The following is a 14837-nucleotide window of genomic DNA, read 5'->3' as shown; positions in this document are numbered from 1 at the left end:
GAATAAATCAGATAAATTTCGCCGTCAGGTATTTGGCAGCAAATACGCCTGCTCAACCAGACTATTTTTAAATTGCTTACGATAATCGTTGGGAGAACATCCTACATGCCGCATAAACAATTTGGCAAAATGGTCCACATTTTCATATCCTACCCGCCATGAAATTTCTGCCAGTGGCGACTCGGTGTTTGTCAGCGCAAACTTGGCCTCGGTCATACGTCGTTGAATAACATAGTTGATAGGGGATATATGATATTCTTTGGCAAATTCATGGCATATATAACTGACGCTGGCGCGAAATTTTTTTGATAGCTGGTCAAGCGTGATTTTTTCACGATAATTATTATTGAGATAAACAAGTACATCCTTAATTAATACATCTTTTTTAATGTAGCCTTGTTCAGAACGATAGGCGTTTTTAAAATTTTCATAGTAAAGTGCAGTCAGAGTGTAAGCAAATGCATCGTATACAGAGGAAGCCAATACATTTTTTCCCTGCGGAAGTAACACGCTTAATTCATTAAAGATACTTTTAATAACCTCTTTCCCCTGGACCACGGAAACTACCGGGCAGGAATGACTCTGCAATAGTTGGTTTTCTTCCCAACCTGGAAAACAAAACCCATACAGCGCACAGGTATAGGTGGTAGCCGGCGAATTGCTGTCGGATGCTACCGCGTGTAGCCGCCCCCGCTCAACGACGACAATATCGTCCGCATGCGCGACGTAGAGTGAAGAATCAATAATTAACCTGGCTATCCCTTTTTTGACGTAAATAAGCTCTGTTTCATTATCATGCATATGATGGCCAGACTCCCAGTTTGGATCATCGCTAATGACGAAACGTGAAAATCGAGGGGTCTTGTCCTGTTCAAAAATCGTCTCCGCGGCGGAGTCAAAACAGCGCTGATACATAATAACCTCTGTCAGGTTTAAAAAGATAACCAGGATAAAATAAAGCGAGCGTCAGTGTTGTACAACCGTGGAGATTACCAGCAAAACAAGATTATTCGTTCCAAATGCAAGATATTATGTTCTTTTGCAGACAGCTCATATTACTTGTCGATAGCGTATTATCAGACAAAAATACATAGCCGACATATCTTTGATGTTTTCTTTTAACCTCACAGAAACAACATTGCACATTTCATGTTAAAAAATGATGATATGTTTCGCACTTATTATTCTCACTACCGTATTTATATTTTTATGACACCCTTTTCAGATGTTTGCTAACGATTCTCTGTTTGCAGATTTTTTGTGCAAGATTGTTGGCAAGGAAAACAGATTGACCCATCGTAAACCTCTTCAGACTGCCGCAGACTATTTTCAGTCAGATTTACGTTACTTATCCGCACGCGACTCACTGGAGATGCAATGAAAATAATAACCTGCTTTAAGTTGGTGCCTGAAGAACAGGACATTACCGTGACCCCGGAGCATTCGCTCAATTTTGATCGTGCCGAGGCCAAAATCAGCCAGTTTGATTTAAATGCAATTGAGGCCGCCGCGCAGTTAGCTGGCGATGGCGACGAGATCGCCGCGCTCACCGTCGGTGGCTCTCTGTTGCAAAATTCAAAAGTCCGCAAAGATGTGTTATCCCGCGGGCCGGATGCGCTTTTTATGGTTCAGGATGCGCAACTGGAGCACGCCCTGCCCAAAGAAACCGCGCTGGCGCTAGCATCCGCGGCGGAGAAAATCGGCTTTGACCTGCTGCTCTTTGGAGAGGGCTCCGGCGATATTTATGCCCAACAGGTGGGCCTGCTGACTGGCGAACTCCTGAAACTCCCCGTCATCAACGCAGTAAGCCATATTCAACGCGACGGCGACAAAATCATCGTTGAACGCACACTGGAAGAAGACGTTGAAATTATCGAGCTCACGCTGCCCGCGGTGCTTTGCGTGACCTCAGATATTAACGTTCCACGCATCCCGTCAATGAAAGCCATTCTCGGCGCCGGGAAAAAAGCCGTTACGTCGTGGCTGGCGAGCGATATCCACTGGACCCCAACCACGCCACTGGCGGAACTGGTCGCCATCTCGGTACCGCCGCAGACAGAACGCAAGCATATCATTCTCGATAACGATTCGCCGGAAGCCATTACCGCATTGGCCGACCATTTGAAAAAATCCCTGAACTAAACCCAACGGAGAAAAATTATCATGAATCATTTAGCTAACGTATGGGTATTTAGCGATAACGTAGAGCGTTATGCCGAATTAATGACCGGCGCGCGGCAGTGGGGAGAAAAAGTTTACGCCATCGTGCAAGGAAACACGGAGATCGACTACGTGAAAGCGCTTGGCGCTGATGAGATAGTCGTTCTTGAATCGCATACGGATTTGCAGCGCGTGGAAAACTATGCCGAAACGCTGGCCTCGTTATTAGGCGACCAAAATGGGCTGCTGCTCATGGCGGCGACCAAGCGCTGTAAAGCGCTGGGCGCCCGGCTGAGCATCCAGCTTGACGCCGTGATGGTGAACGACGCGACGTCTATTGACCTCCTCGACGGGACGCTACACGCAGAGCATCGCATGTACGGCGGACTTGCTTTCGGCAAAGAGAAATTAAACAGTCCGCAGGCGATTATTACGCTGGCACCCGGCGTGCTGGAACCCGCCGCCCCTCTCCCCGGTCATACTTGCCCGCAGACCACGCTGGCATATATTGCCCCACGCCACGAGGTATTGTGCCAGCAGCGGCGCGCGAAATCGTTAAGCAGCGTCGATTTGAGCAAAGCCAAACGGGTCATCGGCGTAGGACGAGGCCTGGCGGCGCAAAGCGATCTGGATATGGTGCATAAACTGGCGACCGTCCTCGGCGCAGAAGTGGGCTGTTCCCGCCCCATTGCGGAAGGTGAAAACTGGATGGAACGCGAGCGTTATATTGGCGTATCCGGCGTTCTGTTGAAATCCGATCTCTATCTGACGCTGGGCATTTCCGGCCAAATTCAACATATGGTGGGTGGAAACGGCGCAAAAATTATTGTCGCAATTAACAAAGATAAAAACGCGCCCATTTTCAATTATGCCGATTATGGTCTGGTGGGCGATATCTATAAGGTTGTTCCTGCCCTCATCGACCAGTTAAGCCGCTAATTCCTTTTTCAACGCACATCTCCCGTCGTCGATACGGCGGGAAAGGAGCATAAAGCATGTCGGATGATAAATTTGACGCTATTGTGGTGGGCGCAGGCGTAGCAGGAACGGTCGCCGCGTATGTGATGGCAAAAGCGGGACTGGATGTACTGGTTATTGAACGCGGAAACAGCGCGGGCAGCAAAAATATGACCGGTGGCCGGCTCTACGCTCACAGTATCGAGAGTATTATGCCGGGATTCGCAACGTCCGCCCCCATCGAACGCGTCGTTACCCGTGAAAAAATCTCCTTTTTAACCGAAGAAAGCGCCGTCACACTTGATTTTCACCGCGCGCCCCCTACTCCGCCCCTTACGTCATATACCGTACTGCGCAACAAACTGGACCCGTGGTTAATGGCGCAGGCGGAACAGGCTGGCGCGCAGTTTATCCCAGGTGTACGGGTCGACGCTCTGGTACGTGAAGGCAATCGCGTCACTGGCGTTCAGGCCGGGGATGATATTCTGGATGCGAATATTGTGATTCTCGCGGACGGCGTGAATTCCATGCTGGGCCGTTCACTGGACATGGTGCCTGTCTCTTCTGCGCATCACTATGCCGTCGGCGTAAAAGAGTTGATTGGGCTCTCTCCGGCACTTATTGAAGAGCGCTTTAATCTGGCGTCCCATGAAGGTGCCGCCTGGTTATTCGCTGGCGCGCCCTCCAACGGGCTCATGGGCGGCGGGTTTCTTTATACCAACCGCGATTCGGTTTCTCTGGGGCTGGTATGTGGACTGGGCGACATTGCTCACGCGACCAAAAGCGTACCGCAAATGCTGGAAGATTTTAAACAGCATCCGGTAATACGCCCTTTGATTCAGGGGGGAACGCTGCTCGAATACTCCGCTCATATGGTGCCCGAAGGCGGCATAGCAATGATGCCGGAGCTGGCAAATGACGGCGTGATGATTGTCGGCGACGCCGCCGGTCTTTGTCTGAATCTCGGCTATACCGTCCGCGGCATGGATTTAGCCATCGCGTCCGCGCAAGCGGCCGCTCAAACCGCCATTGACGCTAAAGCGCGGCAAGATTTTTCCGCCGCGAGTCTTGCCGGTTACAAACGCGCGCTGGAGAAAAACGGCGTGTTACGCGATATGCGGCATTTCCGCAAACTCCCCGGATTAATGGAAAACCCACGGCTTTTTACCGAGTACCCGCGAATGGCGGCAAACATTGTGGGTGATCTGTTCACCGTTGATGGCGGTCCAATCCCACCGTTGCGTAAAACTATCCTGTCACATGCGAAAAAAATTGGACTGGTGAATCTATTAAAAGACGGCATAAAAGGGGCTACGGCATTATGAGTTCGGACAATAAGGTGAATGTTGACGTCAAATTGGGCGTAAATAAATTTTACGTAGATGAAGGACACCCACATATCATTTTGCGATCCTCGCCTGACATGCAGGAGTTTAATAAATTAATAAAAGCCTGTCCTGCCGGACTCTATAAGCTGGACGATGCGGGAAATATTCATTTTGACTCCGCAGGCTGCCTGGAATGCGGAACCTGCAGGGTTCTCTGCGGCAATACTCTTCTCGAAAAATGGGAATACCCGGCGGGAACGTTCGGCGTTGAGTTTCGCTACGGCTGACGCTCTGAAACACCGGATAACGACGCTACGGCGTCTTATTCGGCTTGCCCCCCGGAGATTACGTCATTTGTATTAATAGAGAACAAGTCAATGAGTGTTACATTAACGTTTGACGCCGCGCGGCGGAAAACCTATCGCGAGTCCGGCTACTGGGGCGATGCTTCACTGGGCGACTACTGGCGGCAAACCGCACGCGCCGTACCCGATAAAATCGCCGTGGTCGATAATCATGGCGCGTCCTGGACCTACGCCGCGCTCGACTGCGCGGCAAGCCGCCTGGCAAACTGGTTACTGTCTCAGGGGATTCAACCGGGCGATCGCGTGGCCTTTCAGCTTCCGGGCTGGTGTGAGTTTACCCTCATTTACCTGGCCTGCCTGAAAACGGGCGCGGTATCTGTCCCGCTACTTCCCGCCTGGCGAGAAGCAGAGCTGGTTTGGGTGCTGAACAAATGTCAGGCTAAAATATTCTTCGCCCCCACCGTGTTCAAACAAAATCGTCCGGTCGATCTTATCCTTCCGCTACAAAATCAACTGCGCCATCTGACGCATATTGTCGGCGTGGATAAACTGGCGCCTGCCACCACAGCGCTTGCGCTTAGTCAAATCATCGACCGCAGCGAACCGTTGCAGTCAGACATTAACATTCACGGTGATGAACTGGCGGCAGTGCTGTTTACCTCCGGCACAGAAGGAATGCCGAAAGGGGTGATGTTGACCCACAATAATATTCTTGCCAGCGAACGGGCGTATTGCGCGCGGTTAAATTTAACCTGGCAAGATGTGTTCCTGATGCCTGCGCCACTGGGCCACGCCACCGGATTTTTACACGGCGTCACCGCGCCCTTTTTAATCGGTGCGCGTAGCGTATTGCTGGACATCTTTACCCCAGAAGCCTGCCTTACCTTATTAGCGCAGCAACGCTGTACCTGTATGTCAGGCGCGACGCCGTTTATTTACGATCTGCTTTGTGCCGTTGAGCAACAGCCTGCTGACCTCTCCTCACTGCGATTCTTCTTATGTGGCGGCACGACTATTCCCCGGAAGGTTGCCCGCGACTGCCAGCGGCGCGGTATCAAATTATTGAGTATTTACGGTTCTACAGAAAGTTCTCCACACTCGATGGTTAATCTGGGTGATTCGACTTCACGCATGATGAACACCGATGGTTATGCCGCCACCGGTGTAGAAATTAAAATCGTGGATGAAGATCGCAATACGCTTCCAGCAGGCCACGAAGGCGAAGAAGCCTCGCGCGGGCCGAACGTTTTTATGGGATACCTGGACGAACCGGAACTTACCGCCCGCGCACTGGATAATGAGGGCTGGTATTACAGCGGCGACCTCTGCCGCATGGATGAAGACGGTTATATCAAAATTACCGGGCGCAAAAAGGATATTATTATACGTGGAGGTGAAAATATCAGCAGTCGCGAGGTGGAGGATATTTTATTGCAGCATCCACGCATTCATGATGCTTGCGTTGTCGCGATGCCAGACGAACGGTTAGGTGAAAGATCGTGCGCTTACGTGGTACTCAACCCCCCACACCATTCGCTGTCGCTGGAATCTGTCGTCGCCTTTTTTAGCCGCAAGCGGGTGGCAAAATACAAATACCCGGAGCACATTGTGGTTGTAGAAAAATTACCACGCACGGCGTCCGGCAAGGTACAAAAATACCAGCTTCGTCAGGATATTATTAAACGTTTGAGCATGGAGAGTGTTACAGGATAAAGCGCCGGATGGCGATACTAACGCATCTTATCCGGCCTACGTTGAATAGGCCGGATAAGGCATGATGTTACTTGTTCAGTTCAGCCAGACTCAGCCAGGTCTGAACCACGGTGTCCGGGTTCAGCGACAGACTGTCGATCCCCTCTTCCATCAGCCAGGCAGCAAAGTCTTCATGGTCGGACGGACCCTGACCGCAAATTCCAACATATTTGCCCTGTTTTTTCGCCGCGCGGATCGCCATCGACAGCAGCGCTTTCACCGCGTCGTTACGCTCGTCAAACAGTTCAGACACCACGCCGGAATCACGATCCAGCCCCAGCGCCAGCTGCGTCATGTCGTTAGAACCAATCGAGAAGCCATCAAAATACTCGAGGAACTGTTCAGCCAGCAAGGCATTGGACGGGATCTCGCACATCATGATGATCTTCAGCCCGTTCTCGCCGCGTTTAAGCCCCTGGCGCGCCAGCTCTTCGATGACCGCTTTCGCCTGATCAACCGTCCGCACGAACGGGATCATGATTTCGACGTTGGTAAGGCCCATATCGTTGCGCACGCGTTTCACCGCTTCGCATTCCAGCGCAAAACAATCGCGGAAACTTTCTGCGACGTAACGGCCCGCGCCGCGGAAGCCCAGCATCGGGTTTTCTTCATGCGGCTCATAGCGTTCGCCGCCGACCAGGTTGGCGTATTCGTTGGACTTAAAGTCAGACAGGCGAACGATGACGCGTTTCGGGTAGAAGGCGGCACCTAACGTCGCGATCCCTTCCGTCAGCCGACCAACGTAAAATTCACGCGGCGAGTCAAACCCTTTCATCATCTCACGAATGTCGTTTTGCAGCGCGGCATCCTGGTCGTCAAACTCCAGCAGCGCGCGCGGGTGAACGCCAATCATACGGTTAATGATGAATTCCAGTCGCGCCAGACCTACGCCTTCATTCGGCAGGCAGGCAAAGTCAAATGCCCTGTCCGGGTTGCCGACGTTCATCATGACCTTCAGCGGTAGCTCTGGCATGGCATCTACGCTGGAGCTTTTTACGCTGAAATCCAGCATGTCGGCATACACATAACCGGTATCACCTTCCGCACAGGAGACGGTCACTTTTTCGCCATCTTTCATGCGTTCGGTGGCGTCGCCGCAGCCGACTACCGCCGGAATACCCAATTCGCGGGCGATAATCGCCGCGTGACAGGTGCGCCCGCCACGGTTAGTGACAATCGCCGCCGCTTTTTTCATGATCGGTTCCCAGTCCGGGTCGGTCATATCGGTGACAAGCACATCGCCAGGCTCAATACGGTTCATTTCGCCGATATCGTGAATAACTTTTACCGTACCTGCGCCGATACGATGCCCAATGGCGCGACCTTCGGCAATAATTTTCCCCTGCGCATGTAGCGTATAACGCTCCATCACCTGGCCACGAGAGCGCACGGTTTCCGGACGTGCCTGCACAATAAAGAGCTTACCGGTATGACCGTCTTTCGCCCATTCGATATCCATCGGACGACCATAGTGCTGCTCAATCTGCACCGCTTGTTTCGCCAGTTCCTGCACTTCTTCGTTGGTAAGCGAGAAAATGTCGCGCTGTTCCTGCGGTACATCCTCAATCTTCACTTGCTTGCCGTGTTCCTGAGTGGCGGCATAAACCATGCGGATTTTTTTCGACCCCATGGTGCGGCGTACGATGGCCGGACGGCCTGCCGCCAGGGTTGGCTTATGGACATAAAACTCATCCGGATTAACCGCGCCCTGCACTACCATTTCGCCCAGTCCCCATGCCGAGGTGATAAAGACCACCTGGTCAAAGCCGGATTCGGTATCGATAGAGAACATCACCCCTGACGAGGCGAGATCGGAGCGAACCATCCGCTGCACGCCAGCGGAAAGCGCTACGCCGCGATGATCATATCCCTGGTGAACGCGATAAGAGATGGCGCGATCGTTAAACAGAGAAGCAAATACGTGTTTCACTGCCACCAGTACCGCATCGAAGCCCTGAACGTTAAGAAACGTTTCCTGTTGACCCGCAAACGAAGCATCTGGCATATCTTCCGCCGTGGCAGAGGAACGCACGGCAAAAGAGGCATTTTCATCATCCGACGAAAGCTGCGCATAGGCATCGCGGATGGCGTTTTCCAGCGCCGGCTGGAAAGGAGTGTCGATAATCCACTGGCGGATCTGCGCGCCCGCTTTCGCCAACTGGGAGACATCATCAATATCTGTCTTATCCAGCAGCTCATAAATGCGCTGGTTTACGCCGCTTTGATCCAAAAACTGGTTAAACGCATCGGCAGTGGTTGCAAAACCATTCGGAACGGATACGCCCATGCCGGAAAGGTTAGTAATCATTTCACCCAGGGAGGCATTTTTGCCCCCAACTCTGTCTACATCATTCATGCCGAGTTGGTTATACCAAAGCACCAGCGGTGACGAGCCATTGTTGGACATCGAACAATCCTTTTGTGATAAATGAACGAGTTTAAGAAACACATAGTTGCGTATTTATCCTGGCATACTTAAACCCGCGAAAAAAACGGTGAATCGTTCAAGCAAATTTATTTTTTCATTTTTTCAGATTGTTTACGTAGTTGCGCAAACCCGCGCATAGCACGGCATTCCCTTAATAACCCCCGGTATATACCCAAAATAATTCGAGTTGCTTAAAGGCGGCAAGGGAGTGAGTCCCCAGGAGCATAGATAACTATGTGACTGGGGTGAACGAGCGTAGCCAACACATAAGCAACTTGAAGTATGAAGGGTATAAACTGCGTTTTCAGGAAATGAAACATCCTTTTCATTAATTATAAAAAGTGTCTGTCATTTTATAAAATAAGCGACAAGTTATACGTTTCCCGTTACTTTTAATTTATGCTTTCAGATAATTATGTTTACTCTTCAGGATGAACAGAATGGATAGTGTTGTTGATCGCCATGTTTTCTATATTTCTGATGGTACCGCCATCACCGCCGAGGTCCTGGGTCACGCGGTTATGTCGCAGTTTCCGGTGACGATCAGCAGCATCACGCTGCCATTCGTGGAAAACGAAAGTCGCGCCCGCGCCGTCAAAGACCAAATTGACGCCATTTATCAGCAAACCGGCGTTCGCCCGTTGGTGTTTTACTCGATTGTTTTACCTGAAATTCGCGCCATCATCTTACAGAGCGAAGGTTTCTGCCAGGATATCGTCCAGGCGCTGGTGGCGCCGCTTCAGCAGGAGATGAAACTGGATCCGACGCCGATCGCTCATCGTACTCATGGGCTTAATCCGGGTAACCTGAACAAGTATGACGCGCGTATTGCCGCTATCGATTATACCCTGGCGCATGATGATGGCATTTCATTGCGCAACCTCGATCAGGCCCAGGTCATTTTACTTGGCGTTTCGCGCTGTGGAAAAACGCCCACCAGCCTCTATCTGGCGATGCAATTCGGTATTCGTGCGGCTAACTACCCTTTTATCGCCGATGATATGGATAATTTGACGCTGCCCACATCGTTAAAACCGCTACAACATAAACTGTTCGGCCTGACAATTGACCCTGAACGCCTGGCGGCTATTCGCGAAGAACGCCGTGAAAACAGTCGCTATGCCTCGTTGCGTCAGTGCCGCATGGAAGTGGCGGAGGTCGAAGCGCTGTATCGTAAGAATCAGATCCCCTGCCTGAACAGCACCAATTATTCCGTTGAAGAGATAGCCACCAAGATTCTCGATATTATGGGGCTTAACCGCAGGATGTACTAGTAAACTAGTTTAATGGGTTGGTTTTTGTTATCATGCCGTTCTGCCTGCGAGGTGTGACACGCCTCGCACTTGAAATCAGCAGGGATTGGTTTATCGTGATGCCCATCACTTCCCGGTAGTCCTGCCGTTGAAGCAACAAATTTCTGAGACTTGTAATGAACAGAACCGACGAACTCCGTACTGCGCGTATCGACAGCCTGGTAACACCGACCGAACTCGCGCAGCGGTATCCTGTATCGTCCTCCGTCGCCAGTCACGTTACCGACTCCCGACGCCGGATAGAAAAGATTTTAAATGGTGAAGATCCACGGCTACTGGTCGTCATTGGCCCCTGTTCGATTCACGATCTGAATGCTGCCATGGAATACGCGACGCTGCTCCAGGCACAACGCCAAAAGCATCAGGCGCGTCTGGAAATCGTCATGCGCACCTATTTTGAAAAGCCGCGCACCGTCGTGGGATGGAAAGGCCTGATTTCCGATCCTGACTTGAATGGAAGTTACCGCGTCAATTATGGGCTTGAACTGGCGCGTCGCTTGCTATTGCAGGTGAACGAACTGGGAGTACCGACCGCCACAGAGTTTCTTGATATGGTCACCGGCCAGTTTATTGCCGATCTGATCAGTTGGGGAGCGATTGGCGCGCGCACCACCGAAAGCCAAATCCATCGGGAAATGGCTTCTGCGCTCTCTTGTCCGGTCGGCTTTAAAAATGGTACGGATGGCAATACCTGCATTGCCGTTGACGCTATTCGCGCCTCCCGCGCCAGCCATATGTTTCTCTCGCCGGATAAAGACGGACAGATGACCATCTACCAGACGAGTGGCAACCCGTATGGGCACATCATCATGCGCGGCGGTAAAAAACCGAACTACCACGCTGAAGATATTGCCGCCGCCTGCGACACGTTGCATGAATTTGATCTGCCGGAACATCTGGTCGTCGACTTCAGCCACGGCAACTGTCAAAAACAGCATCGCCGCCAGTTGGAGGTATGTGATGATATTTGCCAACAGATTCTTAATGGCTCCACGGCGATTGCCGGGATTATGGCAGAGAGTTTTTTACGGGAAGGCACGCAAAAAATTATCAGCGGTCAACCATTAATCTATGGTCAGTCCATTACCGATCCCTGCCTGAACTGGGAAGATACGGAGGTTCTGTTGGAAAAACTTGCCGCAGCGGTAGACAGCCGCTTTTAATAGCTCGCCCATCCTGCCGGGATGGGCGTTTCTTCGATGCGTTACCCGCCCTTTTCTCTACGCGCGCGTATATCACTCCACAGAATTAGCACTTGCTGTTATCGCATTAATTATTGATAATAATAATCATTGTGAGTTTGATTATTAATAAATAACATGTCGCGTATGGATAACACCGAGCTGCCTCACCCTAAGGAAATGGACAATGAAACGCTTCTCCCTGCCGCTGAACGGCGCGTCAACAGTCAGGCGCTATTAGGTCCGGACGGCAAAATCATTATCGATCACAACGGTCAGGAGTATCTGTTGCGTAAAACTCAGGCCGGTAAGCTACTGTTAACCAAATAGCGCTCCCGCCAGCAGACGATGATGCTGGCATCAGGCTAACTTGAACAACTGACCTCCAGCCGCTTTCCCCACTCCGGCGGTCGGCTGGCATAGTCATCATCTCGCTCGGTAAAAGGTTGACGTAAAACTTCATGCAACCGATGCAGTTCCGCCATGTCTCCCTGTTCAGCCGCATCTATCGCGCGTTGCGCCAGCCAGTTGCGCAACACCACCGCAGGATTCACGCGTTGCATCTGCTGCTGGCGCAGCGCGTCATCAACCGCCTCTGTGCGCAATCGCGCCCGGTAGCGATCGAACCAGGCATCGAACGCCGCGCGATCGATAAACGTATCCCGCAACGGCGAGGAAGCGCTCTGTTGCTCCGTATGGCTTAACATCCGAAATGTACGGGTATAGTCACTCCCTTCGCGCGCCATCAGACTAAACAATTCATTCAGTAAAGCGTTATCGTCTTTTTGCTCGGTAAAGAAGCCCAGCTTCTGGCGCATTCGCTGCCCATAGTGCGTTAACAACGCGTCCTGGTAGCGATCCAGCGCTCTGTTTAACGCGTCGATCTCAATAAAAGGGGTTAACGTCTGCGCCAGACGTTGTAAATTCCACAGCGCCACCGACGGTTGATTATCGAAGCGGTAACGTCCCTGATGATCGGAATGGTTACCAATGAAGCCGGGATCGTAGTCATCGAGAAAACCAAAGGGACCATAGTCGATGGTCAGCCCCAGAATCGACATGTTATCCGTATTCATAACGCCGTGCGAAAAACCGACGGTTTGCCACTCGGCGATGAGTCTTCCGGTACGCGCCGCCACCTCTTCAAACCACAAAGCATATTTTTCCGGGACATCCTGCCATTGCGGCCAGTAATGACGAATAGCGAAATCAGCCAGTTGCTGAACTTTTTCCGGCTCACGGCGGTAATAGAAATGTTCGAAATGACCAAAACGCATATGACTTTGCGCCAGACGCATTAACATCGCGCCCGTTTCCTGCGTCTCTCTCTGAACCGGCGTATCGCTGGCTACGATAGATAACGCGCGCGTAGTGGGAATACCCAGATAATGCATGGCTTCGCTGGCAAGGCTTTCTCGTATGGTTGAACGCAGGACGGCGCGTCCATCCCCCATTCGCGAATAGGGTGTTAATCCGGCGCCTTTCAGATGCCAGTCGAGGGTCGAGCCATCCGCCAGGAGCTGTTCGCCCAGCAAAATACCGCGTCCGTCGCCGAGTTGCCCCGCCCAGACGCCGAACTGATGCCCGCTATATACCTGCGCGACAGGCGACATACCGGGTAATAAGGTTTCGCCGCCCCAAACGCCAGCGCCATTAGTAGCGTCAAATAACGACGCGGGAATGGCTAACTGCTGCGCCAGTTCGTCGTTATACCAAATCAGTCGCGCATTTTTTAACGGTGTGGGTAAAAGCGCGGTATACGTTGCTGGCAATTCATCGCGCCAACGGGCAGTAAAAGACAGGGTCATAGGGCCTCCTGTCTTCAGTGTAGACGGTTAATCACCGGTTAAACACCGGCAAACAGAAAGGTTATCGCTGAACGAGTTTAATGAGCTGGCTTACCGGCACCGAAGGCCATAGTCCGCCCTGGAATGCGCTAAACCCCAATGGCGCTGCGCGCGCAAACATCGCCTCAGTATCAATACCGGCAATCATCAGCGACTCGCAGCTGGAGGAGATCTGGGCAACAATAGCGTGCATGAATGGTTCGAATGAGATCATTTCAGCTCGCTGCTGAATAAAATTTTTATCCAACATGACTCGTTTGAAAAGCCCATCGAAAATAGCTTTAGTCGATGCCTCGCCTGCCCCAAAATTTGCCAGCATTAATGGAAAATGCATTGCCAGATTAGCTAACGTTTCATTGTTTTTGCCCTGGTTTAACCCAGGATAATTCTCATTTATAGCTAATTCAAGAAACGGAAAGCGCGCTGCCCGGGAAAAAAGTTCGCTATCTAATAATAATAAGTCACTAATTGCAGGCGGTAAATTAAGCCATGCAATAAGTTTATGCTGAATAAAAAAGTGCTGACAGGTTTCTAACAACGCCAGTTTTTCAACAAACAGACAGTATTGTTCCTCCACCGAAAGGCGAGGCGCTACCAACTCAGTCGGCATCCGCACGGCGCCGTCTTCAGCGGCAAACGTTGCAATAATCTCTAAACCAACAAGCCGAGCGTTTTCATCCATGACGGGAAGGAAAAAGAGTTCGGAATGGTAAAGCTCATCAAGTGAAGCAATCATTACGCCAGTCCCATGGTTAGGACGCTATTCGCCATCCAGTCACTACGGACGGAAACAGACGTAACTTCAGATACTAATTGAAGCGTCATCATTTTTCTTGTTTACCGGTGAACCGGTTCCTTTTTTTAACTTACTCTGATTATAAACCAATATCCAATGTTGTACTTTTAACAGGGCGTGAGCACGCCCGTTTTTAATAAAAGTACGTTTGTAAATGCTACGGTTATATCATTATATATGATGACAACAGATGTCATAAGTTCAACCGACGGTATGTTAAAAATAGACTATAAAATTTATATCGTCTGCGAGGTTAAATTCGCCGTGCCTGCCAGAAGTTTTTTCGCCAGTACACATTATCCAGCGATGAACGCATCACGCCACGACTGGTAGAGGCATGAATAAACTCATTATTTGTATCGTAAATACCAACATGTAAACCACTTTCGCCCGAACCGGTTTTAAAGAAAACCAAATCTCCGGGCAGCAATTCATCTTTATCGATTCTGGTGCCGATTTTTGATTGTTCACGCGTATCACGAGGCAACTGCAAATCAAACTTGTCGCGCATAGTGACTACCACAAAGCCGGAACAGTCCACGCCTCTGCGACTCATGCCGCCGTAACGGTATGGCGTACCGCGCCAGGACTGCAACTGATCGTTCAGACCCGCAATGACGGTAATGGAGTCTGATAATCTGGCGTTTGGCGCCGGTGCCTGATGAGTACTGCATCCTGCCAGGAACAATGCTGTGATAACAAGAAGCCAAAAACGCATGCCGCAACAATCCTCTGTTTTTATTTTGGTATTAATTTAGCGTCGAAATTAC

At 50.9% G+C, this 14837-nt stretch carries 13 protein-coding genes; 8 read left to right on the top strand and 5 right to left on the bottom strand.

Translation table 11 applies throughout. The features are described from left to right. Positions 1 to 24: 24 nt before the first annotated feature. Entirely contained in the window at positions 25 to 915 is an 891-nt protein-coding gene (locus tag ACLD11_RS01745) for an AraC family transcriptional regulator (protein WP_000284832.1), read from the bottom strand. 462 nt (positions 916 to 1377) lie between these two features. On the opposite strand from ACLD11_RS01745, the gene ACLD11_RS01740 reads away from it, so the two are divergent. The 5 genes from ACLD11_RS01740 (at position 1378) to fadK (ending at position 6463) form a co-directional block, all read left to right on the top strand. Next, positions 1378 to 2142, top strand: a complete 765-nt coding sequence (locus tag ACLD11_RS01740) for an electron transfer flavoprotein (protein ID WP_000692095.1) — start codon at positions 1378 to 1380, stop codon at positions 2140 to 2142. A gap of 21 nt (positions 2143 to 2163) precedes the next feature. After that, positions 2164 to 3099 (top strand): electron transfer flavoprotein subunit alpha, encoded by a 936-nt coding sequence (locus ACLD11_RS01735; RefSeq protein ID WP_079788381.1) that lies wholly within the window; start codon positions 2164 to 2166, stop codon positions 3097 to 3099. A gap of 56 nt (positions 3100 to 3155) precedes the next feature. Next, positions 3156 to 4442: an FAD-dependent oxidoreductase gene (locus ACLD11_RS01730; RefSeq protein WP_411011180.1), complete on the top strand. Its 1287-nt coding sequence runs from the start codon at positions 3156 to 3158 to the stop codon at positions 4440 to 4442. Further along, on the top strand, positions 4439 to 4732 hold the full coding sequence (locus ACLD11_RS01725) for a ferredoxin family protein (RefSeq protein ID WP_000093362.1): 294 nt from the start codon (positions 4439 to 4441) through the stop codon (positions 4730 to 4732). The genes ACLD11_RS01730 and ACLD11_RS01725 overlap by 4 nt, the downstream gene beginning before the upstream one ends. Positions 4733 to 4822: 90 nt before the next feature. Next, positions 4823 to 6463 (top strand): medium-chain fatty-acid--CoA ligase, encoded by a 1641-nt coding sequence (gene fadK / locus ACLD11_RS01720; protein ID WP_411014459.1) that lies wholly within the window; start codon positions 4823 to 4825, stop codon positions 6461 to 6463. 67 nt (positions 6464 to 6530) lie between these two features. Here fadK and ppsA read toward each other — a convergent pair whose 3' ends face one another. Continuing rightward, positions 6531 to 8909, bottom strand: a complete 2379-nt coding sequence (gene ppsA, locus ACLD11_RS01715) for a phosphoenolpyruvate synthase (protein WP_411014458.1) — start codon at positions 8907 to 8909, stop codon at positions 6531 to 6533. 461 nt (positions 8910 to 9370) lie between these two features. On the opposite strand from ppsA, the gene ppsR reads away from it, so the two are divergent. From ppsR to hemP, 3 genes are all read left to right on the top strand, one after another. Further along, a complete protein-coding gene (ppsR, locus tag ACLD11_RS01710; protein ID WP_183059099.1) occupies positions 9371 to 10204 on the top strand; it encodes a posphoenolpyruvate synthetase regulatory kinase/phosphorylase PpsR in 834 nt (277 codons plus the stop codon). A 155-nt stretch (positions 10205 to 10359) separates the two neighbouring features. Continuing rightward, positions 10360 to 11406 (top strand): 3-deoxy-7-phosphoheptulonate synthase AroH, encoded by a 1047-nt coding sequence (gene aroH / locus ACLD11_RS01705; protein ID WP_411014457.1) that lies wholly within the window; start codon positions 10360 to 10362, stop codon positions 11404 to 11406. A 156-nt stretch (positions 11407 to 11562) separates the two neighbouring features. Next, a complete protein-coding gene (hemP, locus tag ACLD11_RS01700; RefSeq protein ID WP_076726464.1) occupies positions 11563 to 11754 on the top strand; it encodes a hemin uptake protein HemP in 192 nt (63 codons plus the stop codon). Positions 11755 to 11789: 35 nt separating this feature from the next. On the opposite strand, the gene selO is transcribed toward hemP, so the two are convergent. The 3 genes from selO to ACLD11_RS01685 form a co-directional block, all read right to left on the bottom strand. After that, positions 11790 to 13232 (bottom strand): protein adenylyltransferase SelO, encoded by a 1443-nt coding sequence (gene selO / locus ACLD11_RS01695; RefSeq protein WP_411014456.1) that lies wholly within the window; start codon positions 13230 to 13232, stop codon positions 11790 to 11792. A 61-nt stretch (positions 13233 to 13293) separates the two neighbouring features. Beyond that, entirely contained in the window at positions 13294 to 14007 is a 714-nt protein-coding gene (gene ydiV / locus ACLD11_RS01690; RefSeq protein ID WP_000562006.1) for an anti-FlhDC factor YdiV, read from the bottom strand. A gap of 313 nt (positions 14008 to 14320) precedes the next feature. Beyond that, positions 14321 to 14785 (bottom strand): C40 family peptidase, encoded by a 465-nt coding sequence (locus tag ACLD11_RS01685; protein WP_076726460.1) that lies wholly within the window; start codon positions 14783 to 14785, stop codon positions 14321 to 14323. Positions 14786 to 14837: the final 52 nt, after the last annotated feature.

The sequence above is a fragment of the Salmonella sp. 741265116_PST genome (genome assembly GCF_046567715.1).
Lineage (GTDB): Bacteria > Pseudomonadota > Gammaproteobacteria > Enterobacterales > Enterobacteriaceae > Salmonella > Salmonella enterica.
Note: the sequence above shows the minus strand (reverse complement) of the source record. Positions and strands in the feature narration are given on the sequence as shown.

Excerpts from the sequence above, each read along its gene's own strand:
- selO (WP_411014456.1), bottom strand. The coding sequence starts at position 13,232 with ATGACCCTGTCTTTTACTGCCCGTTGGCGCGATGAATTGCCAGCAACG.
- ACLD11_RS01685 (WP_076726460.1), bottom strand. The coding sequence starts at position 14,785 with ATGCGTTTTTGGCTTCTTGTTATCACAGCATTGTTCCTGGCAGGATGC.
- ppsA (WP_411014458.1), bottom strand. The coding sequence starts at position 8,909 with ATGTCCAACAATGGCTCGTCACCGCTGGTGCTTTGGTATAACCAACTC.
- ACLD11_RS01745 (WP_000284832.1), bottom strand. The coding sequence starts at position 915 with ATGTATCAGCGCTGTTTTGACTCCGCCGCGGAGACGATTTTTGAACAG.
- ACLD11_RS01725 (WP_000093362.1), top strand. The coding sequence starts at position 4,439 with ATGAGTTCGGACAATAAGGTGAATGTTGACGTCAAATTGGGCGTAAAT.
- ACLD11_RS01735 (WP_079788381.1), top strand. The coding sequence starts at position 2,164 with ATGAATCATTTAGCTAACGTATGGGTATTTAGCGATAACGTAGAGCGT.
- ydiV (WP_000562006.1), bottom strand. The coding sequence starts at position 14,007 with ATGATTGCTTCACTTGATGAGCTTTACCATTCCGAACTCTTTTTCCTT.
- ACLD11_RS01740 (WP_000692095.1), top strand. The coding sequence starts at position 1,378 with ATGAAAATAATAACCTGCTTTAAGTTGGTGCCTGAAGAACAGGACATT.
- aroH (WP_411014457.1), top strand. The coding sequence starts at position 10,360 with ATGAACAGAACCGACGAACTCCGTACTGCGCGTATCGACAGCCTGGTA.
- fadK (WP_411014459.1), top strand. The coding sequence starts at position 4,823 with ATGAGTGTTACATTAACGTTTGACGCCGCGCGGCGGAAAACCTATCGC.
- ppsR (WP_183059099.1), top strand. The coding sequence starts at position 9,371 with ATGGATAGTGTTGTTGATCGCCATGTTTTCTATATTTCTGATGGTACC.
- hemP (WP_076726464.1), top strand. The coding sequence starts at position 11,563 with ATGTCGCGTATGGATAACACCGAGCTGCCTCACCCTAAGGAAATGGAC.
- ACLD11_RS01730 (WP_411011180.1), top strand. The coding sequence starts at position 3,156 with ATGTCGGATGATAAATTTGACGCTATTGTGGTGGGCGCAGGCGTAGCA.